Here is a 23,224-nt window from a genome sequence, read left to right as displayed (position 1 = left end):
GTATCACTGACTTAAAACATCCATCCTTTCGGACAGAGTATCTGTTAGTCACTTCACTGATATATATTCTTTGTGCGATTGCTCGCTGCAGAATCTAAACCGTGAGTGCCCACACAGATGATTGATTGCTTATTGTTAAAGAGCAGTGCTGAACCGGTTATTACCTTGTTCAGCGGGAGGCGTATCTTACACTTCCCAGAATTTGTGTCAAGCCAGCGATTTGAATTTATTTATCAAACACACCTTCGACTTACTGCCTTAGCAGCTTCGCTTCACTTTTGAGCCTTTCGACTCCACCGCGTTGCGAGGCGGCCATTTTAGTGATTTTCAACTGCGTGTCAAGCGATGTTTTGCATCATTTTTCACTTCAGTTTAAAACCACCCCAGAGCTGCTTTCGCACCACCCCGTTGGCATGGCGCGCATTATAGGGAGTTTTTGGCAGCGTGCAATACTCTTTTTGAGAAAACTTGTACTTTTGAGTGCGACAGCCTGAAATTCAATCGAACCGTGCTTTTTTTCAACATTTGTCGCATACTCCTGCAGCAGCAGAGGAAATTCTTATGTCATTAACTTCATATAAAGGTAAAACTCCACAGCTTGCTGACGGAGTTTATGTGCATCCATCGTCTGTTTTGGTCGGCGATATTCAAATTGGCCTCAATAGTAGTATCTGGCCCTTAGTAGCAGCACGGGGTGATGTAAACATTATCCGTATTGGTGAGCGCACTAATGTGCAGGACGGTTCTGTATTGCATGTATCCCGGCCAAGCACCAAGAACCCGGAAGGTTCTCCTCTTCTTATAGGAGACGATGTCACAGTAGGGCATAAAGTGATGTTGCATGGTTGCCTGTTGGGAAACCGTATTCTGGTCGGTATGGGCGCTATAGTGATGGACGACGTGATAGTAGAAGACGATGTCATTATTGGTGCTGGCAGTTTGGTACCACCTGGTAAAAGATTGGAGTCTGGTTATCTCTATGTAGGCAGCCCGGTAAAACAAGCCAGGCCGCTGAATGAAGCAGAGCGTAGTTTCCTGACTCAGTCGGCTATTAACTATGTGGCATTAAAAGATGAGTACCTGGCCGAGCCGTTAAGCTGAGCCATCCAGGTACAACACACCATCCTCGTTAAAGCGGTCTGCTTTGGCCGCTTCTTCTATTTGTTCTTCCCAATAAAAGCAGTCTTCTTTTATTTGCTCAAGCCAGCTTTGGTTATCCCAGCCTTGTGGCTTCTTTATATAGATATGTAACCGCATGCCTGCGGCTAAACAACTACAGCTGACTGAATCGGTATTTTCATCAAAACTGAAGTCATGATTAAAAATCAGTTGCTGGTTCATGCTTTCACCATAACCGTCAGTTGTTGCAGTACCGGAGTGACGTCAGGTTTAACACCCCGCCATATGGCAAAACTTTCAGCGGCCTGACTTACTAACATACCTAAACCATCAGCGCACTGAGGCACACCTTGTTGCTGACACCAGATCAGAAAAGCGGTCGGCTCTTTGCCATACAACATATCGTAGGCCAGAGTGCAGTGCTGAAGATGTTGTTCTGCTAAAGGCGGTCTTTGTTGGGCCAGCCCACTGGAAGTGGCATTGATCACCAGGCTCCATTTTTCGGCAGGCACTTCGTTATAACCTGATGCTGTGACTCTCCTATCAAACAGTTCTGCTATAGCTTCAGCTTTGGTTGCAGTTCTGTTGGCTATATGAATGTGCTTTACACCAGCAGCCAATAAAGGCCCGACTACTCCACGACAAGCTCCACCAGCACCTAATACTAAAATAGAAGCATCCTGAAGCTGCGCTCCCAGCCGGGTTAAATCAGCCACTAAACCTAAACCATCGGTGTTATCACCACAAAGCACACCTGCTTTATTTATATATAAGGTATTAACTGCTCCAGCCTGTAAAGCGCGTTCACTGAGTTGTTCTGCCAACTGATAAGCCTGCTCTTTAAAGGGCACTGTGACATTCCCCCCCCGGCCACCAGCAGCAACAAAGCTAAACCAGCTGTCGGCAAAGGCGTCGACCGGTGCTAAAATGGCCTCGTAACTCAAAGCTTGAGCGGTTTGTTTGGCAAACCAGCTATGGATCAGCGGCGATTTTGAGTGCCCAACAGGATTTCCAAATACAGCGTAACGGTCCACAGGTTCACCATGAAAAAGTTGTTTGACGCGATTTTTAATAAAAGCCAGCCAAATAGCAAGCCACATCCTACTCCGGCGACCACGCCTTACGAGCTGATTGGCGGCGAAGCAGCAACACGACGTCTGGCCAACAGATTCTACGACATTATGTCGACAGCACCAGAAGCCGCCGAATTGTATGCGATCCATCCTCTGCCTCTGGATGTGATAAGGCAAAAGTTTTTTGAGTTTTTATCCGGCTGGCTGGGCGGCCCATCTTTGTTTGAAGAAAAATACGGCCATCCACGTTTGCGGATGCGCCATATGCCTTTTGCTGTGGATCAGCAGATGCGCGATCAGTGGATGTTTTGTATGGATAAAGCGTTGGCTGAAGTGGTAGAAGACAAGTTATTGCGCCAAGGGTTAAGTCATTCGCTGGCGCAACTGGCCAGCCATATGATCAACAGATAATGATTTACAGATGGTGATTTACAAATAAAACCCAGGCGCCGAAGCGCCTGTAGTTATTCTGTACTTATGAGTGATCAAGACCTAACCAGTCCTGAGGTTGCAGATAACGCTCGTACAATTTTGCTTCTGCACTGCCGGCTTCCGGCTGATAACCGTATTGCCAGCGCACTAAAGGTGGCATCGACATCAAAATAGATTCGGTGCGGCCACCACTTTGCAAACCAAACAAAGTGCCGCGATCAAACACCAGGTTAAATTCGACATAACGGCCACGGCGATACAGCTGGAATTGACGCTCTGCTTCCGAATAGGCTTTGTTTTTATTACGCTCGACTATAGGCACGTAAGCCTTAGTGAAGGCTTCCCCTACAGCAGACATAAAAGCAAAACTTTGCTCAAAACCCGGCTCGTTTAAATCATCAAAAAACAAACCACCTACACCACGGGTTTCGTTGCGGTGCTTTAAGTAGAAGTATTCGTCACACCATTTTTTGTACTTAGGGTAATAAGCGGTGTCAAAACCATCACAACAATCTTTGGCCACCTGATGCCAATGCACTACATCAACTTCCGCCGGATAAAAAGGCGTTAAATCAAAGCCACCACCAAACCACCAGACCGGTGCTTCACCTTCTTTTTCGGCAATAAAAAACCGCACATTGGCGTGACTGGTAGGAATATGAGGATTCAGCGGATGGATCACTAAAGACACACCCATAGCTTCAAACTTACGCCCAGCCAGCTCCGGCCGGTGCGCCGTGGCTGAACCAGGCATCTTATCGCCAAACACATGAGAGAAATTAACACCAGCCTGCTCAAACACTGCACCATGAGTCAGTACTCGGCTACGACCACCACCGCCTTCGGCTCTGTCCCAGCTTTCTTCTGCAAAGTCAGCTGCGCCATCAGCAGCGGCAAGTGCAGCGCAAATGCTGTCCTGCAGTGCCATTAAAAAAGCTTTTACCTGATGTTTATCGACGTTTTGCATTTGCTTATCTCTTGATTCGCAGCCGGCTATTAACCCGCCCGGTAAATATGGCCTGTAGTGATATCTCGTATTTCTGACGGCACAGCGCGCCCACCTGTTGCAGCATCCACTATTACAGCAACTTTATCCGCCAGTTGCTGCTGGACTTCGGCTGTGCTGCGACAAGGCTCGAGGCCCGATAAATTCGCACTGGTGGATGTGATAGGTTTACCAAAAGCCAGACATAACTGTTGCACCACAGGGTGATCACAAACCCGAATCGCAATGCTGTCAAACTGCCCTGTCAGCCAATCACTGCAACGTGTTGAAGCAGGCACTACCCAGGTCACGGCGGCTTTGTCTTTGACACCAGCACTGTCGCGCCATGAATCCAGCATCAGCTGAGTTTGTTCCATGCTTAGCTTGTCGGCTTCAATATAAGGAATCAACTGGGAAAAGTCTGCAGCTATTAAGATTAAGCCCTTGGATTTTGGCCTTTGCTTGACCTGCAACAAGCTTTCGATGGCCTGATTATTATCCGGGTCGCAGCCGACACCAAACACAGCTTCGGTTGGGTAGGCAATCACTTGACCTTGTCGCAGGGCGGTCACGGCAGATGGGATATCTGTCACTTTTCTAAGTCCTGTATCTGAGGTTTTTAGTCAAAAATCTTTCTGGCCACGGCCAGAGTCTTAGCAGAAGCTACAGCTTCAATTACTTTGCGTATATAATAGCGGCCTTATTATGCCAGTTCTTAGCAGCTTTAAGGAAACAACGATGAAAGTAGGTATTATCATGGGGTCTAAATCTGATTGGCCCACAATGAAAAACGCGGCCGATATGTTAGATCGTTTTCAAATCGCCTATGAAACTACCGTTGTTTCAGCTCACAGAACGCCTCAACTCTTAGCCGACTATGCCACTAGTGCAGCTGCTCGTGGCTTAAAAGTCATTATTGCAGGTGCAGGTGGTGCTGCGCATTTACCTGGTATGGCTGCGGCTTTTACCAGCTTGCCCGTCTTAGGTGTGCCTGTGCAGTCTAAAGCCTTAAAAGGTCTGGATTCTTTGTTATCCATAGTGCAGATGCCAAAAGGTGTTGCAGTGGGTACCCTTGCTATAGGCGAAGCTGGCGCGACCAACGCTGGTTTACTTGCTGCACAAATTCTGGCGACCTCTGACGCTGAGTTAATGAGCAAAATTGATGCATTCCGCAAAGAACAAACCGACACAGTGCTTGCCCAGCCTAACCCAGCCGAGGAATAACTGATGAAGGTTCTGGTTTTAGGTGCTGGTCAACTGGCTCGCATGATGAGCCTGGCTGGCACACCGCTGAACTTAAAAGTTTCAGCTTATGATGTGAACAGCGACACTATTGTTGACCCTGTCACTCAGCAAAAACTGGGGACTGGTCTGGCACAAGCTATAGCCAATGCGGATGTGATCACCTCTGAGTTTGAACATATCCCTTATCCGGTGCAGGAGCGGTGTCAGCAAAGCGGTAAGTTTTTACCAAACAGCACTGCTATTAAAGCGGGTGGCGATAGACGTCAGGAAAAACAACTGCTGGATAAAGCCGGCGTGACCAACGCTGCTTATAAAATTGTTGTGACTGAACAGGATTTTTATCAGGCGATTGAACAGCTGGGTTTACCACTGGTGCTGAAAAGCGCTTTGGCAGGTTATGACGGCAAAGGCCAATGGCGCTTAAAAACTCAGGCTGATGCGCAAGCTGTGTGGGCTGATATTCAGCAGTTTATGGCGGGAGCTGATCACACTTTACCTCAAGCTATAGTGGCTGAGCAGTTTGTTCGTTTTGACCGTGAAGTCAGCTTAGTTGGTGCCCGCAATCAGGCTGGTGATATGGTGGTATACCCTCTGACGGAAAATCATCATGTAGCAGGAGTGCTGGCGGTATCGCTCGCTTTACCAGGTCAGCAGGAATTGCAGCAACAAGCCAAACAGATGTTTGAAGCTGTAGCCACGGCTTTGGATTATGTCGGTGTATTGGCGCTGGAGTTTTTTCAGGTGGGTGACAAGCTGCTTGTGAATGAGATAGCACCACGGGTGCATAACTCAGGACACTGGACCCAACAAGGTGCTGACACTTGCCAGTTTGAAAACCATTTACGGGCTGTTTGTGGTTTGCCTTTGGGCAGCACAGCTTTAATACGTCCAACTTTGATGGTAAATATTTTGGGCGAAGATCATGTCAGCCCTGCAGTATTAAGCTTACCAAGCTGCCATTTGCATTGGTATGGCAAAGGCAAAAGACCAGGCCGCAAAATGGGCCATATCAATTTAAGTGCCACCAGCACCAGCGAACTGGCACAACGTTTTGATCAGCTTCGTCAACATTTACCAGAGCAAGAATTCCCTGAACTGGATTTAGTGGCGGCACGCCTGAAGCAACTGCAATAACAGATTTGCCGTTAGCAAAAAGGCCCTTGTGGGCCTTTTTTATTTGCCATCAATCCTGGTACTGCGCTTTAACTGTCCTGCACTTTCTGACATTTTTTACTGGCGCACAGTAGTTTCACACCAGAAGCCGAAGGTTTTTCCATTAAAAGTGGATAGTTGCAGAACTGACACAGCCCTTCGACAGGCTTAAAGTTCAGCAGGCATTTGCAGTCCGGATATCTGCTGCAGCCATAAAAGGCTTTGCCATATTTACTGGTGCGCTCCAGCAACTGGCCTTTTTTGCATTCAGGACAAGGCACATCACTGGGTTCGGGCTCATCGGCATGCACAATAAAATCACAATGTGGGTAGTGGCTACAGCCGATAAACATGCCGTAGCGACCATTTTTGACCGCCAGCTCGTTTCCGCATTCTGGACAAAGTTGTTCCTCTAACACTTTTACCACTGTATTTTCATGTGGATGCAGCGCTTTAAGGTAATTACAGACCGGATAGTTACTACAGCCTAAAAAAGGCCCGTTTTTGCCACTTTTAATCTGCAAAGCATGGCCACACAGAGGACAAGGCTCTGCGGTTTTTTCGTGTTGAAAAAGTGTATCGTCAGACTGGGACATACAAAGGCCATAGAAGAAAACAGCACAGATTATATACCCAAAGTGATAGTCGTTACAGCGAGGCTTGCAACGAAAAAGGCCGCTTAATGCAGCGGCCCTGTAGGTTCGTCAAAAATAAGGTCTTCCATCTGGGCATAAGCATTTTCACGACCAGGCACATTAAACAGCACCATCAACACCACCCATTTTAAATCGTCCAGACTAACAGAACTCTGATCCAGGTCCATTACTCTGTCCAATACCATCTCGCGGGTGGGCGCATCCAGCACGTTGATTTGTTCCAGAAACAGCAGGAAACCCTGACACTCAGTCTCCAGCTTACGTTGCTCTTCCACAGTGTAAATACGGACTGCAGTCGAATTCACTTTGGTTAAATAGGGCTTAACATGACTTTCCTGCAAGGCAGATAAAGAATCCAGCCAACGCAGGGCCTTAAAAATATCATCATCATGGAAACCAGCTTTGCTGAGCTCACGCTGCAGATCGGCATGATTCACATAAATTTCTGACTCGTTATGGATGTAGTTTTCAAATAAATATATGAGGATATCAAACATAGTCAGGCCCTCCTCACTCTGATGTAACCACCAGGTACTGCTGCCACTTCACCGGCCAATTCCAGCTGAAGTAATTCAATTGAGACTTGCGCTACAGATAAACCACTACGTTCTGCTATACGATCAATCGCAGTGGCCTCATCACCTACGTTAGCCAACAAGCCGTCGTCAAACAAGCCTGTTTGTAACTTTTTTTCTTTGTCCTTTACAGTACTTAGACTGTTATTTTGCAAAAAGCTCCATTCTTCTATGATATCGGCCACACAAGTGGTTAATTTAGCACCTTGCTGAATTAACTGATGACAGCCCGCCGCCTGCGGATTGTAGATAGAACCAGGGATCACAAAAAGCTCGCGACTGTACTCTGCAGTGTAACCAGCGCTGATTAAAGTTCCACTTTTAAGCGCGGCTTCCACGACCAAAGTCCCTAAGCTTAGGCCTACCACTATACGATTGCGCAGCGGGAAATGATCTCCTTTAGGTTGTACATCAGGTAAAAACTCCGAGACCAAAGCGCCGCTGTGGGCAATGTCAGCTGCCAGTTCTTTATGCTGCGCCGGATACACAGTATCAAAACCATGACCAAGCACTGCTATGGTGTTGCCCTGTACTGACAAAGCGCCTCTGTGGCTGCAACCATCTATGCCTTTGGCCATACCGCTGGTGATAGTTAAACCCAAGCGGCATAAATCAGCTGCGAAATTAAAAGCTACCTGTTTTCCCGTCGCTGTGGGCTGACGACTCCCCACTATTGCAATCTGTGCTTCGTTTAACAAAGCCGGATTGCCTTTGATAAACAAGGCAAAAGGCGGCTGTTTAATCTGGCTGAGTAATTCAGGATAAAGCGGGTCTGTGTAACGGATAAAATGGTGATCGGGACTCGTTTGTAACCACTGCAGGCAATGTTCAATACGCTGTGGAGTAATAGCTCTGTGGCACTGGATTTGGCCAGGGGTAAAACCCAGCTGCAACAGTTGGTGATCATCCAGTTGATGGAAATCAGAGGAAGATACCAGCTCTGCCCACTGCTGATGCTTTAGCCTGTCCATTGACGGGATAGCAGCTAAACGTATCCAATGCTCGAGGTCATCCATATTCCTCTCCTGGTTTTAAAGATTGCCTATTAAATCTCCCACCCGAACAGGCTGTTCTGTGCGTAAAATCATAGCGAAACTGCTGAGTTCGTCCACTTTTACAATCATCAGCTGACCTACGAGCTCGGTCGGCATTTCATCAGCAGAATCGACCACTTCATGCAAAATACGCTGGAGTTTTTCGCTATCTTCCGGATAAGAAGGTTTATCACCAAAATCGACCACTGAGGGTGATTGCCGAAATATTCCCAGCAAATGACCTGGTTGCAGCTGAGCATTTTGGCCTTGATTTAGCAGCACAATTTCGCCTTTAGCAAACTCACGCCACTGGGATGCGCTATCCACTATCACACCGGAAACGACAGTGTCTGGCGATTGCAGCTGAAAAAAGTCCGGATACACCGACTGCTGCGGCATAGGTAACAAGCGGTCACCTTGCCTTACTTCTCGCCTGGATTTTTGCACTTCAATCCGGCTGATCTGCTGTTCGTCCACCATAACTGACGGCAACACTTTTGCTTCTGCCATTAATATGGCTTCATAACCCAATACATCACCGCTTTGTGGGTCTTCGTAGACTTCGCCCTGACGGTAAATGCCATAACGCTGAGCTTGATCCAACTCCCCCTGCACATAAAGCAGATGGCCGGATACAGCGTTTTTCACGTTATCCTTGCCCCCCAACACATAAGGCAGGCTTTCCAGTTGATCTTCAGAGACCAATCGTTCTTCCGATAAAAAAGGCTCTATACTGGCAAGCGCTATGGAGGGCACTGGTTTGTCTGCTTTTGCTATACGTCGGATTTGCGGAGTTAATTTGATGGCACCCGCAGCTGAGGTATTACTTTGAGCTTGCGTAACTTCGGAGCTGCTGGCTGTCGCTCGCTGGCTATTTAACCTCAGTATAGGTTGACCATCAGCATCAAACTGCAAGTGCAACTGATCGCCGGGGTAAATCAGGTGCGGATTATTCACTTGTGGGTTTAACTTCCATAAACGTGGCCATAACCAGGGGTGCTGCAGATACAAACCAGCTATATCCCATAAGGTGTCGCCTGCCTTAACCTGATACAAGGTAGGCGCATCAGCCTTGAGTTTCAGCTCGTCAGCCAGCAGAATAGTACTGAAAAACACAGAGAAGCTGACTAAAATAGCAAGAAGCTGCTGTCGCATAACACCATCCCCATCCGTACTTATAGTAATTCTTGCACACTAAGCTATTCATACTGTGTATAAATGGCTAAAATTAGACCATAGCACAGCCAATTGAACATAGACGACTTTTGTAGGTTCCATGACAGTATTAACAGTTTTACATTATCCAGACGACCGTTTACGCACCGTAGCCGCTGCTGTGCCTGAAGTAACGGCTGAAATTAAGCAACTAACAGCAGATATGCTGGACACTATGTATGCCGAAAATGGCATAGGCTTAGCCGCCACTCAGGTCAATGTGCACAAGCGTGTTGTCGTGATCGATATCTCAGAAAACCGCAACGAGCCGATGATTTTTATCAATCCGGAAATCATTGCCAAAAGTGGTGACACTGAATACGAAGAAGGCTGTTTGTCTGTGCCGCAAAGCTACGCCAAAGTAGAACGCGCCGCAGCTGTGACAGTCAAAGCACAAAATACCAAAGGCGAGTGGTTTGAAATTCAGGCTGAAGGTTTACTGGCGATTTGTTTACAACACGAGCTGGACCATTTAATGGGCAAGTTGTTTATCGATTATTTATCGCCGTTAAAACGTGACCGTATTAAGAAAAAGCTGGAAAAAGAAGCTCGCCTCGCAGCCCGTTAACCAAGCAGGAACTATTTTGACCACTCCTTTACGTATTATTTTTGCGGGCACACCAGATTTTGCTGCCCGCCATCTCGCCGCCCTGCTGGATTCTCCTCATCAGGTGATTGCCGTCTACAGTCAACCCGACAGACCTGCAGGTCGTGGTCATCAGTTGCAACAAAGCCCGGTGAAACAACTGGCATTGCAACACGATATTCCGGTGTATCAGCCGAAGTCGTTAAAAAAAGCCGCTGCTCAACAAGAATTAGCGGCGTTAAATGCAGATCTGATGGTTGTGGTTGCCTACGGCCTGATCCTGCCACAGGCAGCTCTGGATGCACCACGTTTAGGTTGTATCAATGTGCATGGTTCGTTATTACCGCGCTGGCGTGGTGCGGCTCCCATTCAACGTGCCATTTGGGCTGGTGATGCCGAATCTGGCGTCACCATTATGCAAATGGATATAGGGCTGGATACCGGCGCTATGCTGAGTAAAGTCAGTACACCTATAGCTGTGGATGAAACCAGCACCAGCTTATACGACAAACTGGCATTAACAGGTCCAGTCGCATTAGTGGAAGCTTTAGCCAATCTGGAAGCGCTGCAGGCTCAAGCCCAACCGCAGCAAGATGAATTAGCCAATTACGCCGAAAAATTATCTAAAGAAGAAGCTTTATTAGATTTCACTAAGCCAGCCGCTGCGCTTGAGCGCGAAATCCGGGCTTTTAATCCCTGGCCTATCAGTTACCTGCAACTGGGTACTCAGCAGTTAAAAATCTGGCGGGCTGTGACAGAACCAGGTTCAGGCCAGGCAGGTCAGGTGCTGCGGGTCGATAAAAAAGGCATTGCCATTCAAACCGCTGATGGCGTGTTGGTGATCACTGAATTACAACCTGCTGGCAAAAAAGCCATGAAAGTGATGGATTTCCTCAATGGCCGCGCCGACTGGTTTCAACCAGGCCAGATGTTGACTCCTGTTAATGAGCAGAGCTCATGAGTAAAAACCTACGCGCCCTGGCGGCAATAGCCTGTTATCAGGTGGTGGATCAGGGCAAGTCTTTATCAGAGGTTTTGCATAAAGCTCAGATAGAGCTGGACTCGCCTTTAGATAAAGCTCTGCTGCAGGAAATTTGTTTTGGCGTGATGCGCTATTTGCCTCAGCTGGAAACTGTCTGTCAAAAACTGATGGATAAACCGCTGGTCAAACATCTGCGCCCTTTACAGTTTTTAATTTATGTCGGTTTGTATCAGCTGAAATTTTTACGGGTACCAGACCATGCTGCCATAGGCGAAACAGTGGAAGCGGCCCGTGAATTAAAAGGCCAAAGCCTGACGGGTTTAATTAACGCCGTATTACGTTCAGTGCAGCGTAAACCTGAAGTTTTTGATTTTCAGGACGCCCCTTTACCTGTGCAGTACAACCACCCAAGCTGGATCATCACCCAGTTGCAACAAGGGTATCCGGACAACTGGCAGCAAATACTGGATGAAAATCAGCAAAAAGCCCCGTTGTGGCTGAGGGTAAATCAGTTACGCACCACACCTGAAGCTTATCTGGCCGCTCTTGCCGCCGAAGGTATAGCCGCCAGTCAACCTTTTGCTTATTTACCTTGTGCCCTGCTGCTGGAACAAGCCTCTGATGTCACCTTATTACCTGGTTATGCCGATGGTTGGTTTTCAGTGCAGGATGCTGCAGCTCAGCATGCGGCTTATTTCCTTGGCGCTCGTAACAACGATTCAGTTTTAGATGCCTGCTGCGCTCCAGGTGGCAAAACCTGCCATATTCTGGAATTAGCGCCAGAAGCTGATGTGCTGGCATTGGATAAAGACCCACGCCGTTTAGACAGGGTATACGACAATCTGGACCGCTTAGGTTTAGATGCCCGTGTGATGGCGGCTGACGCTGCAGATCCGGATGACTGGGCAGGTTTTCAGACCTTTGACCGTATATTGCTCGACGTGCCATGTTCAGCCACTGGCGTGATACGTCGTCATCCGGATATTCGCTGGTTACGGAAAAAAACCGATATAGCGCCATTGGTGGAATTACAGCAAGAAATCCTTCGCAAGATCTGGCCTTTATTAAAACCTGATGCTGAATTGTTGTATGCCACCTGCTCAGTGTTGCCGGAAGAAAACCTGCAACAAGTTCAAGCCTTTTTAGCCGACCACGCAGATGCAACATTAATCCCGCTGGCCGACAGTCACCCGCAGTTGCACTGGCAAATTTTGCCGGGACAGCAGCAGATGGATGGTTTCTTTTATGCCAAACTTCGCAAGACAAAGCGGTAACGCAGAGGCTTTATGAAAATTATAATTCTGGGTGCAGGTCAGGTGGGTGGCACTTTAGCGGAAAACCTGGTCGGTGAACAAAACGACATTACTGTCGTCGACACCAATATTGAAAAGCTGCGTGCCCTGCAAGACAGATACGATTTGCAGGTGGTGCATGGCCATAGCGCGCACCCGGATATTTTAAAACGTGCTGGCGCTGAAGACGCCGATATGATTATTGCGGTCACTAGCAGCGACGAAGTGAATATTGTCGCTTGTCAGGTGGCTTACAGTATTTTTAATACGCCGCTGAAAATTGCCCGTATTCGTACTAACCAGTATCTGAAATACCGCGACCAGTTGTTTAACAAAGACGATATGCCGGTGGATCACTTTATCTCCCCTGAAACTCTGGTCACCGACTATATCAAACGCTTAATCGACTACCCTGGCGCTTTGCAGGTAGTGGAATTTGCCGAAGGTCAGGTTAGTTTAGTGGCAGTCAAAGCCTATTACGGCGGTTTACTGGTAGGCCATGCGTTATCGACCTTAAAACAGCATATGCCGCATGTAGATGCCCGTGTTGCCGCTATTTATCGTCGTGGTCACGCTATTAAGCCTTTAGGCACCACAGTCATTGAAGCAGACGATGAAGTGTTTTTTGTCGCAGCCACTAAACATATACGCGCTGTGATGAGCGAGCTGCAAAAGCTGGAGAAAAGCTACCACCGCATTATGATCGCTGGTGGCGGTAACGTCGGTTATGGTTTGGCCCGTGCTTTAGAAAAAAACCATAGCGTAAAACTGATAGAACGCAGCAAAGAGCGCGCCGAATACCTGTCCAGCGCTTTGGACAATACAGTAGTTTATATTGGTGATGCTTCAGACCCTGAGCTGTTGGAAGAAGAAAACATCGAACAGGTGGATGTGTTTTTAGCCGTCACCAATGACGATGAAGCCAATATTATGTCGGCCATGCTGGCCAAACGTATGGGCGCACAAAAAACCATGGTGCTGATTAAACGTGGTGCTTATGTCGATTTGCTGCAAGGTGGTGAAGTGGATATAGCCGTATCACCACAACAAGCGACTATTTCAGCTTTGCTGACCCATATCCGCCGTGGTGACATAGTGAACGTTTACTCACTGCGCAGAGGAGCTGCAGAAGCCATCGAGGCTGTGGCTCATGGTGATAAATCGACATCTAAAGTGGTAGGTCAGGCCATAGGCCAGATTAAACTGCCACCAGGTGCGACCATAGGCGCTATAGTGCGTGGTGATGAAGTCTTAATAGCTCACGATAACGTCGTGATTGAAACTGACGATCATGTGATTTTATTTTTGGTGGATAAAAAATACATCACTGAAGTGGAACGCTTATTCCAGGTCAGCGCGATATTTATTTGATGCTCTGGCAGCTAAGGTTTAGATGATAAAAAACGGCTCTGTATTGAGCCGTTTTTTATGTCCGCATTCCAGATCTAATCTTTCCAGAATGCTGCTGTGAACAAAACTAACAAAGTAAAAATCTCTAAACGCCCAAAGATCATCGCCATTACCAGAATCCATTTGCCGGCGTCGGGCACTGAGGCAAAGTTGGCGGCTACTTCGCCTAAGCCTGGGCCTAAGTTATTTAAACAGGCCGCTGTGGCGGTAAAGGCGCTGATGTTGTCCATGCCAACCAACAGCAGCAATAACATAATGACCACAAACACCAGGGTATAAGCCGCAAAAAAGCCCCAAACCGCTTCCACTATCCGATCTGGTACAGGCCGACGCCCAAGCTTGATGGAATACACAGCTCTTGGATGCACTAAGCGGTTCAGCTCCCTTTTACCTTGCAGGAATAACAGCAGTACCCTGACTACTTTTAAACCACCGGCAGTGGAACCGGCACAACCACCAATAAAGCTGGCGAAAATCAGCAAAATAGGCAAAAACAAAGGCCAGCTGGAAAAGCTTGCTGTGGAGAAACCTGCGGTAGTCGACATAGACACAGCCTGAAACAAACCATGGTTCAGTGCGCTGAGTAAGTCCGGATAAATTTGTTCTTCCAAAAGCACCAGAAAACAAATCACCATCAACGCCAGTTGAATCACCATAAAAGCTTTTAGCTCAGGATCACGCCAGTAGGTTTTGATATTTTTGCCACGCACAGCCGCAAAATGCAGTGGGAAATTGACTGAGCTGATCAGCAGAAACACCACACAAATCATATTGATACTGACACTATTGAAGTAACCTATGCTGGCATCGTAAGTAGAGAACCCCCCTATAGCCACTGTAGAAAACGCATGACAAATGGCATCAAAAGCGCTCATACCTGCAATATAAAAAGATAAAGCGCAGGCAATGGTAATGCCTAAATAAATAAACCACAGATGTTTGGCAGTATCGGCAATGCGGGGCGTCATTTTATTGTCTTTGACAGGGCCTGGAGTTTCAGCCCGGTACAACTGCATCCCCCCCACCCCTAACATCGGCAGAATCGCCACAGCTAAAACGATAATCCCCATGCCACCAAACCATTGCAGTTGCTGGCGGTAATACAATATAGCTTTAGGCAGGCTTTCTAACCCTGTCAGCACAGTGGCACCTGTGGTGGTTAAACCTGAAAAGGCTTCAAACATACTGGCGGCCAGATTCATATCAGGTTTATCCGCCAGCCAGAACGGCAAAGCACCAACGGCGCCCAGCACAGTCCAGAATAAAACTACGATTAAAAAGCCCTCCCGCACCTTCAGTTCAGACTTTTCATTGCGATTGGGGTACCAGACGACAAAACCTATCAGTAACGACAGGAAAAAAGACAAAATAAAAGGTACACCAGCGCCATCCTGATACCAGTAGGCGATAAAGGCAGGCGGTAACATGGTGATACTGAAGATGGCAACCAGCAGGCCTAAAATCCGGATAATAGAACGGTATTGCATCAGGAGCCCTGTTCTGCGTTGCGATGCCAGATAATGCTGGCCTGAAGTTCTTTCAGTCTGAGTATGGTCTGCATAAACTGCTGTTCAAATTCCTGTTGATCGCTTTGAGCGACTCGCACTGTTAAGCGCACCTGCTGGTCAAACTCTTGTTGTTCAATCAGCCAGCGGTTCTGCCATAAACGCTGCATAGTTTCAAAAGCGGCATAAGACAAACACAAATCTGCCTGATGCCTTATGGGTATAAATTCGCGTTGTGCCGACAACAAAGCCTGCCGTACCGCATCACTGTAGGCACGAACTAAACCGCCAGTGCCCAGTTGAACGCCGCCATAATAGCGCACTACGCTGGCACAAATCCCCACCATGCCACACCCCTGCAATACGGCCAACATAGGTTTACCTGCTGTGCCAGAAGGTTCACCATCATCACTGAATGCTTGAGGCTGACCTGTTGGACCAGTTGGCAATAGCATAGCACTGCAGACGTGGGCTGCCTGCGGATGTTGCTGTTTTTGCTGACGAATCACCTGTTGGCCTTCAGTCAGACTTTGGATTGGCCATAAAGTACATAAAAACCTGCTGCGTTTGATCTCCGTTTCAGACGAAGCGGTTTTAGCCAATACCCACCAGCCGGACATCAAAACGCCTTAAGCCAGTTTTAGATCACGGGTCATATTTTCATTGCGGTCTTTGTGTACTATGACGTTATCTTCAATACGAATGCCGCCGTATTTACGGAACTCTGCAACTTTGTCCCAGTTCACCGCTTTACCATGAGCTGTATCTTTTAAATCCGCCAATAAAGAGTCAATAAAATACAAACCAGGCTCAATGGTAAAGACCATATTGGCTTCGACCAGACGAGTGGTACGCAGGAATGGATGTTCTGCAGGAGCAGCTACATGGGTACCCCGTTCATCCGCCATAAAACCACCGACATCATGCACCTGTAACCCCAAGTGATGACCTAAGCCATGCGGGAAGAAAGTTCGGCTGATACCGGATTCAACTATGCCCTCTGCCGACATTTGCACAAAATTAAAGTCGGCCAGAACCTGAGCTATATGTTGATGCGCTTCGATATGCAAATCTGAATATTTGATGCCGGGTTTTAAACCCTCAACCAGCTTCAGCTCCACTTCCGTCATCGCATTAATCAGCGCGGCAAACTCGTCATTTAAATAACTGTAAGTGCGGGTGATATCAGCGGCATAGCCGTGAAAGCTGGCACCAGCGTCTATTAAAAACGAATGAAACTGGTTCGGCTTTTTTCGCTCCAACGCTGTGTAATGCAAAATGGCAGCGTTTTGATTCAGCGCTATGATATTGCCATAAGGCACTTCGTTTTCGCCCTGACCCACGGCCGCCAGATAGGCCAGCTGAATATCAAACTCTGACCCACCCGCCATAAAAGTGGTTTTAGCAGCATTATGCCCAGCTACCGCAAGACTATTCGCCTGGCGCATACAAGCCAGCTCATAGTCAGTTTTGTAGGCACGGTGATAATGCAGATAACTGATCACGCCTTCAGGGTTAATCTCGCTAAACCCCAAAGCATTAGCCACTTCAATATGTTCACCCAGATAAGCCATACGGCCTTTGTCGTAAGGCAAAATATGTTCAACCTGATTGGCTTTTTCCAGAATCTGAATATCAAAAAAACCAGACCAGAACGAATCAGGAGCATCCGGTACTTTATGCCAGAAATCTTTTGGCAGATAAAAAGCCAGCTTAGGTTTATTCACACCATCAACAATCAGCCAGCAATTTGGGTTATCTACCACAGGGATCCAAGCTTTAAACAATGGATTTACTTTAAAAGGATAATCCATATCGTCGAGGAACTGGCGTTTTGCCTGACCTGAGTGGATCACCAAAGCGTCCAGATTCTCTCGGGCTAATACAGCTTTAGTGCGTTGCTGCAACGCAAATAAATGAGCGGCATAAAGTTCTTGATAAGCTGGACGCATAAATTCAAATTCCGTTATTTATTACTAAAAACCATTAAAATCAACTCAGTGTACCACGAAGGCTTTAGCCCTCCATCCCTATCCTCATCTCGGCCAAGGGTTCAAAAATACGCTGATTTTTCTGCATTTTTAAACTGTAGACCTGGTAATACATCATGACGTTTTTGACATAGTCACGGGTTTCTTTAAAAGGAATAGTTTCGACCCAGATATCCAGCGGCACTGAACCATCTTTCGGGATCCAGGATTTCACTCTGCTAAAACCAGCATTGTAAGACGCAGTGGCAAACACCACATTATTACCTGTATGTTTCATCAAATAATTCAGGTAATAAGTGCCGTAATTAATATTGGTGACCGGATTATACAACTGCTCCACCGGCACTCGGCGACCGGTAATATGTTTGGCGGTCGCAGGCATAATTTGCATCAGGCCATGGGCACCCACAGGCGACTTCGCAGTTGGTATAAAAGTACTTTCGCGCCGCGCTATGGCCATAGCCCAGGCCGGATCTACTTTGGCTTTTTTGGAATAAGTTTGAATTTCTTTGTTATAGGCCATAGGGAAACGTAAATCTACATCATCCCAGTATTCAGCTTTAGCCAGCGCCACTATAGCGTTGTCGTACCAACCCAGTTCAAAAGCCAGCTTAGCTGCACTGTATTTTTGCAAATCGGTGCCGTATTGCTGTAAATGCGTCAGTTCACGTTTAGCCGCATTAGGTCTTTTAATGGCTTGCCATTCTTTCATCCGGCGTATAGGAGCACTGCTTTTAAAAGCTAAGAAATCGGTTTCAGATACAGGCACTGGCTTGTGCGCCAGGCTAGGAGCCTGCCCTATATGGGCCGCAGCCAGATAGCCATAATAACTGCGCTTTTTTGCCAGTTGCTGATAAATGTGACTGGAAGACTCTTTCAGATCCACCTGTTGATAAGCCCGGGCTAACCAATATTGACTGGCATCATCTTTAGCCAGCTCTTCCGGCAACGCCTTCACCGCCTCAATCACGGCGTACCAGTCTTTTTTACGCAGTAAACTCGCCAGCTTCCACTGCACAAATAACCTGTCTTTGTATTCTGCCGGCACTATGGCGATAAATTTATCAGCACGAGGATCATTTTTACTGGCCAGTGCTATAGCCATCTGACGAGCAGTAACAGCTCGGTTTTCATTGCTGAACGCAGGGTCGTGAGCAAATCTGTTCCAGACCTCAATAGCGTGATCTGGTTTTTTCCAGACCAATTTTTGTATGCCGTAAGCAGCTAAATCGCGTTCAAGCGGACTACGTAACGGTAGGAAACTTTTGCGATATACCAAAGCCGGGTTATCCATCACCTGCACCCATTTCTCTGCCAGATACTGCTGGTCTTTAGGCAGTAAGCTACGCAAGTAAGGCAACATGCGCTGATTGTCCGCTTTTGCCGCAGCCAATACCCGCTGCCAGACTGCATCAGGTGTGCGCTGTCCCGCTTTGCGCCAGCGGTCAAAGATAGGATCACATTCATCAGGCCTTGATTTGCCTACAGCCCATAGATCACGTACCGCAGGCCATACTGCTGCTGGTTTTTCCAGCACCAGCCGCATTTCCAGCGCCTGGCAATCAAGCACCACATCAGAGCCATACTGATAGTTTTTCAGAAACAACTGAGCTTGTTTGCGATCGGCCAGATAAATTAACCAGCGTTTACGTAAAGTGCGTTCCAGTGGAGTGCCCTGATGCTCCTGCATAAAACGCACAACAGCATTGGTGTCATCCAGCGATTTACTCAGCCACTCCAGTTCCAGATAAGGTTGGAGCGGATAAGTTTCCATCTCTTTTAATACTTTTTTGGCCTGAGTTTCAGTCAGTTTATGAATATTTTTTTCGGCCAGTTCAAAACGCTTACGCATGCCTTCATTAATAGCATGTGCCGGAAAAAGGACGGATAAGGCGGCAGTTGTCAGCAACCAGAGCGACGGACGGAAAACACAGGAGAAACGCCACATACAAATATTTACCACCTATAGTTACTGGGACATCTATCGCAAATTCAAACAAGTGTTTAAATAACGGTTGAAATTTTTACTTAACCACGACACACTGAGGCTGCAATAGACTCATCTTACCAGTTGCGAATAAAAGCAATAGTCCACCCTATCGGACGAAGGAGAACATTCATGATCTACCAGAGTAACAGCATCACCGTCGCCTATCTGGCGGATGGTATTGCCGAGTTTACCTTTAATGCTGCAGGTTCAGTTAATAAATTTGACCAACAAACCTTAGCAGATTGTCGCGCCGCTTTGAATCTGCTGCATGCAGATAAAAACCTCAAAGGCGTGATTTACACCTCAGGAAAAGACGCTTTCATCGTAGGCGCTGATATTACTGAGTTTTTAGGTACATTCCAGCAGCCAGAAGCTGAACTTATCCCCTGGATCAAATCTGCCTCTGATGTATTTGACCTGGCAGAAGACTTACCGGTTCCAACCATTGCCGCTATTCGTGGTTTTGCTTTAGGTGGTGGTTTTGAGTGGACCTTAACAGCAGACTACCGTGTAGCAGACACCACAGCCAAAGTAGGTTTACCTGAAGTAAAACTGGGCTTAATGCCAGGCTTTGGTGGTTCAGTCCGTTTACCTCGCATTATTGGTGCTGACGGTGGTATGGAATGGATCACGACTGGTAAAGAACGTGCCGCTGATGCGGCATTAAAAGAAGGCGCTATTGACGCCGTTGTTGCGCCGGAAAAATTAAAAGACGCTGCGCTGTCGATGATCAAGGATGCCATAGCTGGCAAACTGAACTGGCAGAAAAAACGTGCCGCCAAATTACAGCCATTAAAGCTGAATAAAATTGAAGCCATGATGAGCTTCAACACAGCCAAAGGCATGGTGTTTGCCAATGCAGGTAAACATTACCCTGCTCCTATGGTGGCGGTAGAAACTATCGAAGCCGCAGCCCGTTTAGACCGAGCTGGTGCTGTGGCTTTAGAAAACGCCTCTTTTGCCAAACTGGCAAAAACTACAGCAGCTGCTGCCCAGATTGGTTTATTCCTCAATGATCAGCTGATTAAAGGCAAAGCAAAAAAAGCAGCCAAAGTAGCAACTAAAGAGATTAAAAAAGCAGCCGTATTAGGCGCAGGCATTATGGGCGGCGGTATCGCTTACCAGTCTGCACTAAAAGGCGTGCCAGTCGTGATGAAAGACATAGCCGACAAAGCTTTAGAGCTGGGTATGGGCGAAGCCACTAAGCTGTTGAATAAACAGGTAGAGCGCAAACGTCTCGATGCAGTGGGTATGGCAAAAGTGATCGCCAGCATTCAACCAACGCTGAGCATGGAAGCAGTGAAAACTGTCGACATAGTCGTAGAAGCTGTTGTTGAAAACCCAAAAATCAAAGGTGCAGTATTAAAAGAAGTAGAAGAGTTAGTAGCGGCCGATGCCATTATTACCTCCAATACTTCTACTATCTCTATTGATTCTTTAGCTGCCAACTTAAAAGACCCAAGCCGCTTCTGTGGTATGCACTTCTTTAACCCTGTGCATCAAATGCCATTGGTAGAAGTCATTCGTGGTAAAGACACCAGCGAAGAAACCGTAGCTGCTGTAGTGGCTTACGCTGCCAGAATGGGTAAATCTCCTATTGTGGTCAACGACTGCCCTGGTTTTTATGTCAACCGCGTCTTGTTCCCGTACTTTGCAGGTTTCAGCAAACTGGTTTTAGACGGTGCTGACTTTGCCAAAGTAGACAAAGTGATGGAAAAAACCTTCGGCTGGCCTATGGGCCCTGCTTACTTGCTGGATGTGGTTGGCTTAGATACCGCTTTCCACTGCACAGACGTGATGGCTGCTGGTTTCCCAACTCGTATGGGCAAAGTAGAAAATGACCCAGTCGCCCTGATGTATCAGGCGCAGCGTTATGGCCAGAAAAACGGTGTAGGTTTCTATGCGTATAGCAAAGATGCCAAAGGCAAACCGAAAAAAGACTCTGATGCAGTTTCCTACGACTTACTGGCTAAAGCTGGTGCTTCAGGCGTGGAATTCAGTGCGGACGATATTATTGCCCGTTGTATGGTGCCCATGATTAACGAAGTGATCCGCTGTCTGGAAGAAGGCATTGTTGCCAGCGCTGCAGAAGCTGATATGGGCTTAATTTATGGTTTAGGTTTCCCTCCGTTCCGTGGTGGCCCGTTGCGTTATGCCGACACCATTGGTCTGGCGAACTTTGTGGCTTTAGCCGACAAATACGCCCACTTAGGTGAAATCTATCAGGTAACAGACAAAACCCGCGCCATGGCAGCTTCTGGTGCCGTGTTCTACCCGGTTTAAGGCGGAGAGAAACAAATGAAACAAGCAGTGATCGTTGATTGTATCCGTACCCCTATGGGTCGTTCTAAAGCAGGTATCTTCCGCAACGTACGTGCAGAAGAGTTATCCGCTTATGTAATGGCCGCTCTGGTTGAGCGTAATCCGGCTTTAGATCCAGCCGAGATAGACGACATTATCTGGGGTTGTGTACAACAAACTCTGGAACAAGGTTTTAACGTCGCCCGTAATGCGTCGTTATTGGCAGGCATTCCACATTCAGTGCCAGCTGTGACGGTAAACCGCCTTTGTGGTTCATCGATGCAGGCGTTACACGACGCAGTACGTGCCATTCAAACCGGCATGGGTGAGGTGTATTTAATAGGTGGTGTGGAACATATGGGCCATGTGCCTATGACTCATGGTGTGGATTTCCACCCTGGTTTAGGCAAAAACATAGCCAAAGCTTCAGGCATGATGGGTTTAACCGCTGAGTTACTCGGTAAATTACATGGCATCAGCCGTCAGCAACAAGATGAGTTTGGCGCCCGTTCTCACCGTTTAGCCTATGAAGCCACTTTGCAGGGTCGTTTTAAAAACGAAATTATCCCGGTGCAGGGCCATGACGCTGACGGCGTATTAAAAGTATTTGATACCGACGAAGTCATTCGTCCAGAAACCACAGTAGAAGCTCTAGGCGCTTTACGTCCGGTGTTTGATCCGGCCAATGGTACTGTGACTGCAGGTACTTCTTCTGCTTTATCAGACGGTGCTTCTGGCATGCTGGTAATGAGCGAAGAAAAAGCCAAAGCTTTAGGTTTAAAAATCCGCGCCAAAGTCATAGGTATGGGTATAGCTGGTTGTGACCCGTCTATTATGGGTTACGGTCCGGTTCCTGCCAGTAAAAAAGCCTTAAAAGCTGCTGGTATCACTATTGCCGATATCGATTACGCCGAATTAAACGAAGCCTTTGCAGCTCAGGCTCTGCCTGTGATGAAAGACTTAGGTTTACTGGAATATATGAACACCAAAGTAAACTTAAACGGCGGCGCTATAGCCCTCGGTCACCCGCTGGGCTGCTCAGGTTCACGTATCAGCACAACCTTGATTAACGTAATGGAAGACAAAGGCGGCAAATACGGCTTAGCTACTATGTGTATTGGTTTAGGCCAGGGTATAGCGACAGTGTTTGAGCGCGTAGAGTAATATCGTTTTTCGATGTGAGTTATTGAATAAGAGGGTTGGCTTTGGCCAGCCCTTTTTATTATATTCAGCCTAAGTTAGCATATGCGCCCTTTTAACGTGGAACCAGCGGAGCCACAACTTATGTCGAACCCGGAACAGTTATTTTTAGCGGCCGATCAGCAACTGGATACTTTAGGTTTACGTTGCCCTGAGCCTGTAATGTTAACCCGCTTGGCTATCCGTAAAATGACGGTGGGACAGACGCTCTTAATTACCGCTGACGACCCTGCCACTACCCGCGACATCCCAGCCTTTTGCCGTTTTATGGAACATGAATTGGTAGCCAGCGATACCAGCGTTGAGCCTTACCGTTATTTAGTGAAAAAGTCCGGCTAAGCATTCCCGCCTCCACACTCTTTTAACTAGTTTTTTCCGCCCTTTATTGACTACTTTCTGCCCCTTATGGATTCGCTCTATAAGGGCCAACGCCATTCCGCCACACTACCTGCATCAAGACTCCTTACTACTAACAATAAAG

At 47.3% G+C, this 23,224-nt stretch carries 23 protein-coding genes; 11 read left to right on the top strand and 12 right to left on the bottom strand.

The genetic code is table 11. From position 1 onward, the window contains the following. Positions 1–561 precede the first annotated feature (561 nt). On the top strand, positions 562–1,101 hold the full coding sequence (locus P3C17_RS10390) for a gamma carbonic anhydrase family protein (RefSeq protein ID WP_300929373.1): 540 nt from the start codon (positions 562–564) through the stop codon (positions 1,099–1,101). Here the strand turns inward: P3C17_RS10390 and P3C17_RS10385 are convergent. Then, a complete protein-coding gene (locus P3C17_RS10385; protein ID WP_300929372.1) occupies positions 1,093–1,341 on the bottom strand; it encodes a DUF1488 domain-containing protein in 249 nt (82 codons plus the stop codon). The two genes, P3C17_RS10390 and P3C17_RS10385, sit on opposite strands and share 9 nt — an antisense overlap. Continuing rightward, positions 1,338–2,219, bottom strand: a complete 882-nt coding sequence (gene aroE / locus P3C17_RS10380) for a shikimate dehydrogenase (protein WP_300929371.1) — start codon at positions 2,217–2,219, stop codon at positions 1,338–1,340. The genes P3C17_RS10385 and aroE overlap by 4 nt, the downstream gene beginning before the upstream one ends. Between aroE and P3C17_RS10375 the strand changes: the two genes are divergently transcribed. Further along, positions 2,163–2,603: a group II truncated hemoglobin gene (locus tag P3C17_RS10375; protein WP_300929370.1), complete on the top strand. Its 441-nt coding sequence runs from the start codon at positions 2,163–2,165 to the stop codon at positions 2,601–2,603. The two genes, aroE and P3C17_RS10375, sit on opposite strands and share 57 nt — an antisense overlap. A gap of 64 nt (positions 2,604–2,667) precedes the next feature. Here the strand turns inward: P3C17_RS10375 and hemF are convergent, their stop codons facing one another. Both hemF and P3C17_RS10365 read right to left on the bottom strand, forming a co-directional pair. Continuing rightward, a complete protein-coding gene (hemF, locus tag P3C17_RS10370; protein ID WP_300929369.1) occupies positions 2,668–3,591 on the bottom strand; it encodes an oxygen-dependent coproporphyrinogen oxidase in 924 nt (307 codons plus the stop codon). A gap of 29 nt (positions 3,592–3,620) precedes the next feature. Continuing rightward, positions 3,621–4,202 carry a Sua5/YciO/YrdC/YwlC family protein gene (locus tag P3C17_RS10365; protein ID WP_300929368.1) on the bottom strand — a complete coding sequence of 194 codons (582 nt, stop codon included), beginning with the start codon at positions 4,200–4,202 and terminating at the stop codon, positions 3,621–3,623. Between the two features lie 145 nt (positions 4,203–4,347). On the opposite strand from P3C17_RS10365, the gene purE reads away from it, so the two are divergent. Both purE and P3C17_RS10355 read left to right on the top strand, forming a co-directional pair. Further along, entirely contained in the window at positions 4,348–4,833 is a 486-nt protein-coding gene (purE, locus tag P3C17_RS10360) for a 5-(carboxyamino)imidazole ribonucleotide mutase (protein WP_008897198.1), read from the top strand. A 3-nt stretch (positions 4,834–4,836) separates the two neighbouring features. Then, positions 4,837–5,988: a 5-(carboxyamino)imidazole ribonucleotide synthase gene (locus tag P3C17_RS10355; protein WP_300929367.1), complete on the top strand. Its 1,152-nt coding sequence runs from the start codon at positions 4,837–4,839 to the stop codon at positions 5,986–5,988. 68 nt (positions 5,989–6,056) lie between these two features. Here P3C17_RS10355 and P3C17_RS10350 read toward each other — a convergent pair whose 3' ends face one another. The 4 genes from P3C17_RS10350 to P3C17_RS10335 all read right to left on the bottom strand — a co-directional run bounded on the left by P3C17_RS10350 (position 6,057) and on the right by P3C17_RS10335 (position 9,426). Continuing rightward, the gene (locus P3C17_RS10350; protein ID WP_300929366.1) at positions 6,057–6,602 is read right to left on the bottom strand and encodes a topoisomerase DNA-binding C4 zinc finger domain-containing protein; all 546 of its coding nucleotides are present in this window, start codon (positions 6,600–6,602) and stop codon (positions 6,057–6,059) included. Positions 6,603–6,685: 83 nt separating this feature from the next. Next, on the bottom strand, positions 6,686–7,159 hold the full coding sequence (locus P3C17_RS10345) for a DUF494 family protein (RefSeq protein ID WP_046519776.1): 474 nt from the start codon (positions 7,157–7,159) through the stop codon (positions 6,686–6,688). A gap of 2 nt (positions 7,160–7,161) precedes the next feature. Beyond that, positions 7,162–8,253 (bottom strand): DNA-processing protein DprA, encoded by a 1,092-nt coding sequence (gene dprA, locus P3C17_RS10340; protein ID WP_300929365.1) that lies wholly within the window; start codon positions 8,251–8,253, stop codon positions 7,162–7,164. Between the two features lie 15 nt (positions 8,254–8,268). Next, positions 8,269–9,426, bottom strand: coding sequence for a LysM domain-containing protein (locus tag P3C17_RS10335; protein WP_300929364.1), 1,158 nt, complete (start codon positions 9,424–9,426; stop codon positions 8,269–8,271). A 121-nt stretch (positions 9,427–9,547) separates the two neighbouring features. On the opposite strand from P3C17_RS10335, the gene def reads away from it, so the two are divergent. Genes def through trkA form a run of 4 tightly spaced genes read left to right on the top strand, consistent with a single transcriptional unit; the run spans position 9,548 to position 13,717 of the window. Continuing rightward, positions 9,548–10,054, top strand: a complete 507-nt coding sequence (def, locus tag P3C17_RS10330) for a peptide deformylase (RefSeq protein ID WP_300929363.1) — start codon at positions 9,548–9,550, stop codon at positions 10,052–10,054. Positions 10,055–10,070: 16 nt separating this feature from the next. Then, positions 10,071–11,033, top strand: a complete 963-nt coding sequence (gene fmt / locus P3C17_RS10325; RefSeq protein ID WP_300929362.1) for a methionyl-tRNA formyltransferase — start codon at positions 10,071–10,073, stop codon at positions 11,031–11,033. Further along, on the top strand, positions 11,030–12,328 hold the full coding sequence (gene rsmB / locus P3C17_RS10320; protein WP_300929361.1) for a 16S rRNA (cytosine(967)-C(5))-methyltransferase RsmB: 1,299 nt from the start codon (positions 11,030–11,032) through the stop codon (positions 12,326–12,328). Before fmt ends, rsmB begins: the two co-directional genes overlap by 4 nt. A 12-nt stretch (positions 12,329–12,340) precedes the next feature. Further along, entirely contained in the window at positions 12,341–13,717 is a 1,377-nt protein-coding gene (trkA, locus tag P3C17_RS10315; RefSeq protein ID WP_233080387.1) for a Trk system potassium transporter TrkA, read from the top strand. A gap of 74 nt (positions 13,718–13,791) precedes the next feature. Here the strand turns inward: trkA and P3C17_RS10310 are convergent, their stop codons facing one another. The 4 genes from P3C17_RS10310 to P3C17_RS10295 all read right to left on the bottom strand — a co-directional run bounded on the left by P3C17_RS10310 (position 13,792) and on the right by P3C17_RS10295 (position 19,104). Continuing rightward, positions 13,792–15,243: a TrkH family potassium uptake protein gene (locus P3C17_RS10310; RefSeq protein WP_300929360.1), complete on the bottom strand. Its 1,452-nt coding sequence runs from the start codon at positions 15,241–15,243 to the stop codon at positions 13,792–13,794. Next, positions 15,243–15,881: a YigZ family protein gene (locus P3C17_RS10305; protein WP_300929359.1), complete on the bottom strand. Its 639-nt coding sequence runs from the start codon at positions 15,879–15,881 to the stop codon at positions 15,243–15,245. The genes P3C17_RS10310 and P3C17_RS10305 overlap by 1 nt, the downstream gene beginning before the upstream one ends. Positions 15,882–15,890: 9 nt before the next feature. After that, positions 15,891–17,213, bottom strand: coding sequence for a Xaa-Pro dipeptidase (pepQ, locus tag P3C17_RS10300; protein ID WP_300929358.1), 1,323 nt, complete (start codon positions 17,211–17,213; stop codon positions 15,891–15,893). Positions 17,214–17,277: 64 nt separating this feature from the next. After that, positions 17,278–19,104 (bottom strand): transglycosylase SLT domain-containing protein, encoded by a 1,827-nt coding sequence (locus P3C17_RS10295; RefSeq protein WP_300929357.1) that lies wholly within the window; start codon positions 19,102–19,104, stop codon positions 17,278–17,280. A gap of 267 nt (positions 19,105–19,371) precedes the next feature. Between P3C17_RS10295 and fadB the strand changes: the two genes are divergently transcribed. The 3 genes from fadB to tusA all read left to right on the top strand — a co-directional run bounded on the left by fadB (position 19,372) and on the right by tusA (position 23,082). Further along, positions 19,372–21,525 (top strand): fatty acid oxidation complex subunit alpha FadB, encoded by a 2,154-nt coding sequence (gene fadB, locus P3C17_RS10290; RefSeq protein ID WP_300929356.1) that lies wholly within the window; start codon positions 19,372–19,374, stop codon positions 21,523–21,525. 15 nt (positions 21,526–21,540) lie between these two features. Then, positions 21,541–22,707: an acetyl-CoA C-acyltransferase FadA gene (gene fadA, locus P3C17_RS10285; RefSeq protein WP_300929355.1), complete on the top strand. Its 1,167-nt coding sequence runs from the start codon at positions 21,541–21,543 to the stop codon at positions 22,705–22,707. 120 nt (positions 22,708–22,827) lie between these two features. After that, positions 22,828–23,082, top strand: a complete 255-nt coding sequence (gene tusA / locus P3C17_RS10280) for a sulfurtransferase TusA (protein ID WP_300929354.1) — start codon at positions 22,828–22,830, stop codon at positions 23,080–23,082. The last annotated feature ends 142 nt before the right edge of the window (positions 23,083–23,224 follow it).

The organism is Rheinheimera sp. 1928-s (assembly GCF_029269265.1).
GTDB lineage: Bacteria > Pseudomonadota > Gammaproteobacteria > Enterobacterales > Alteromonadaceae > Pararheinheimera.
The sequence above is the reverse complement of the archived record's forward strand: the minus strand, read 5'-3'. Positions and strand labels throughout refer to the sequence as shown.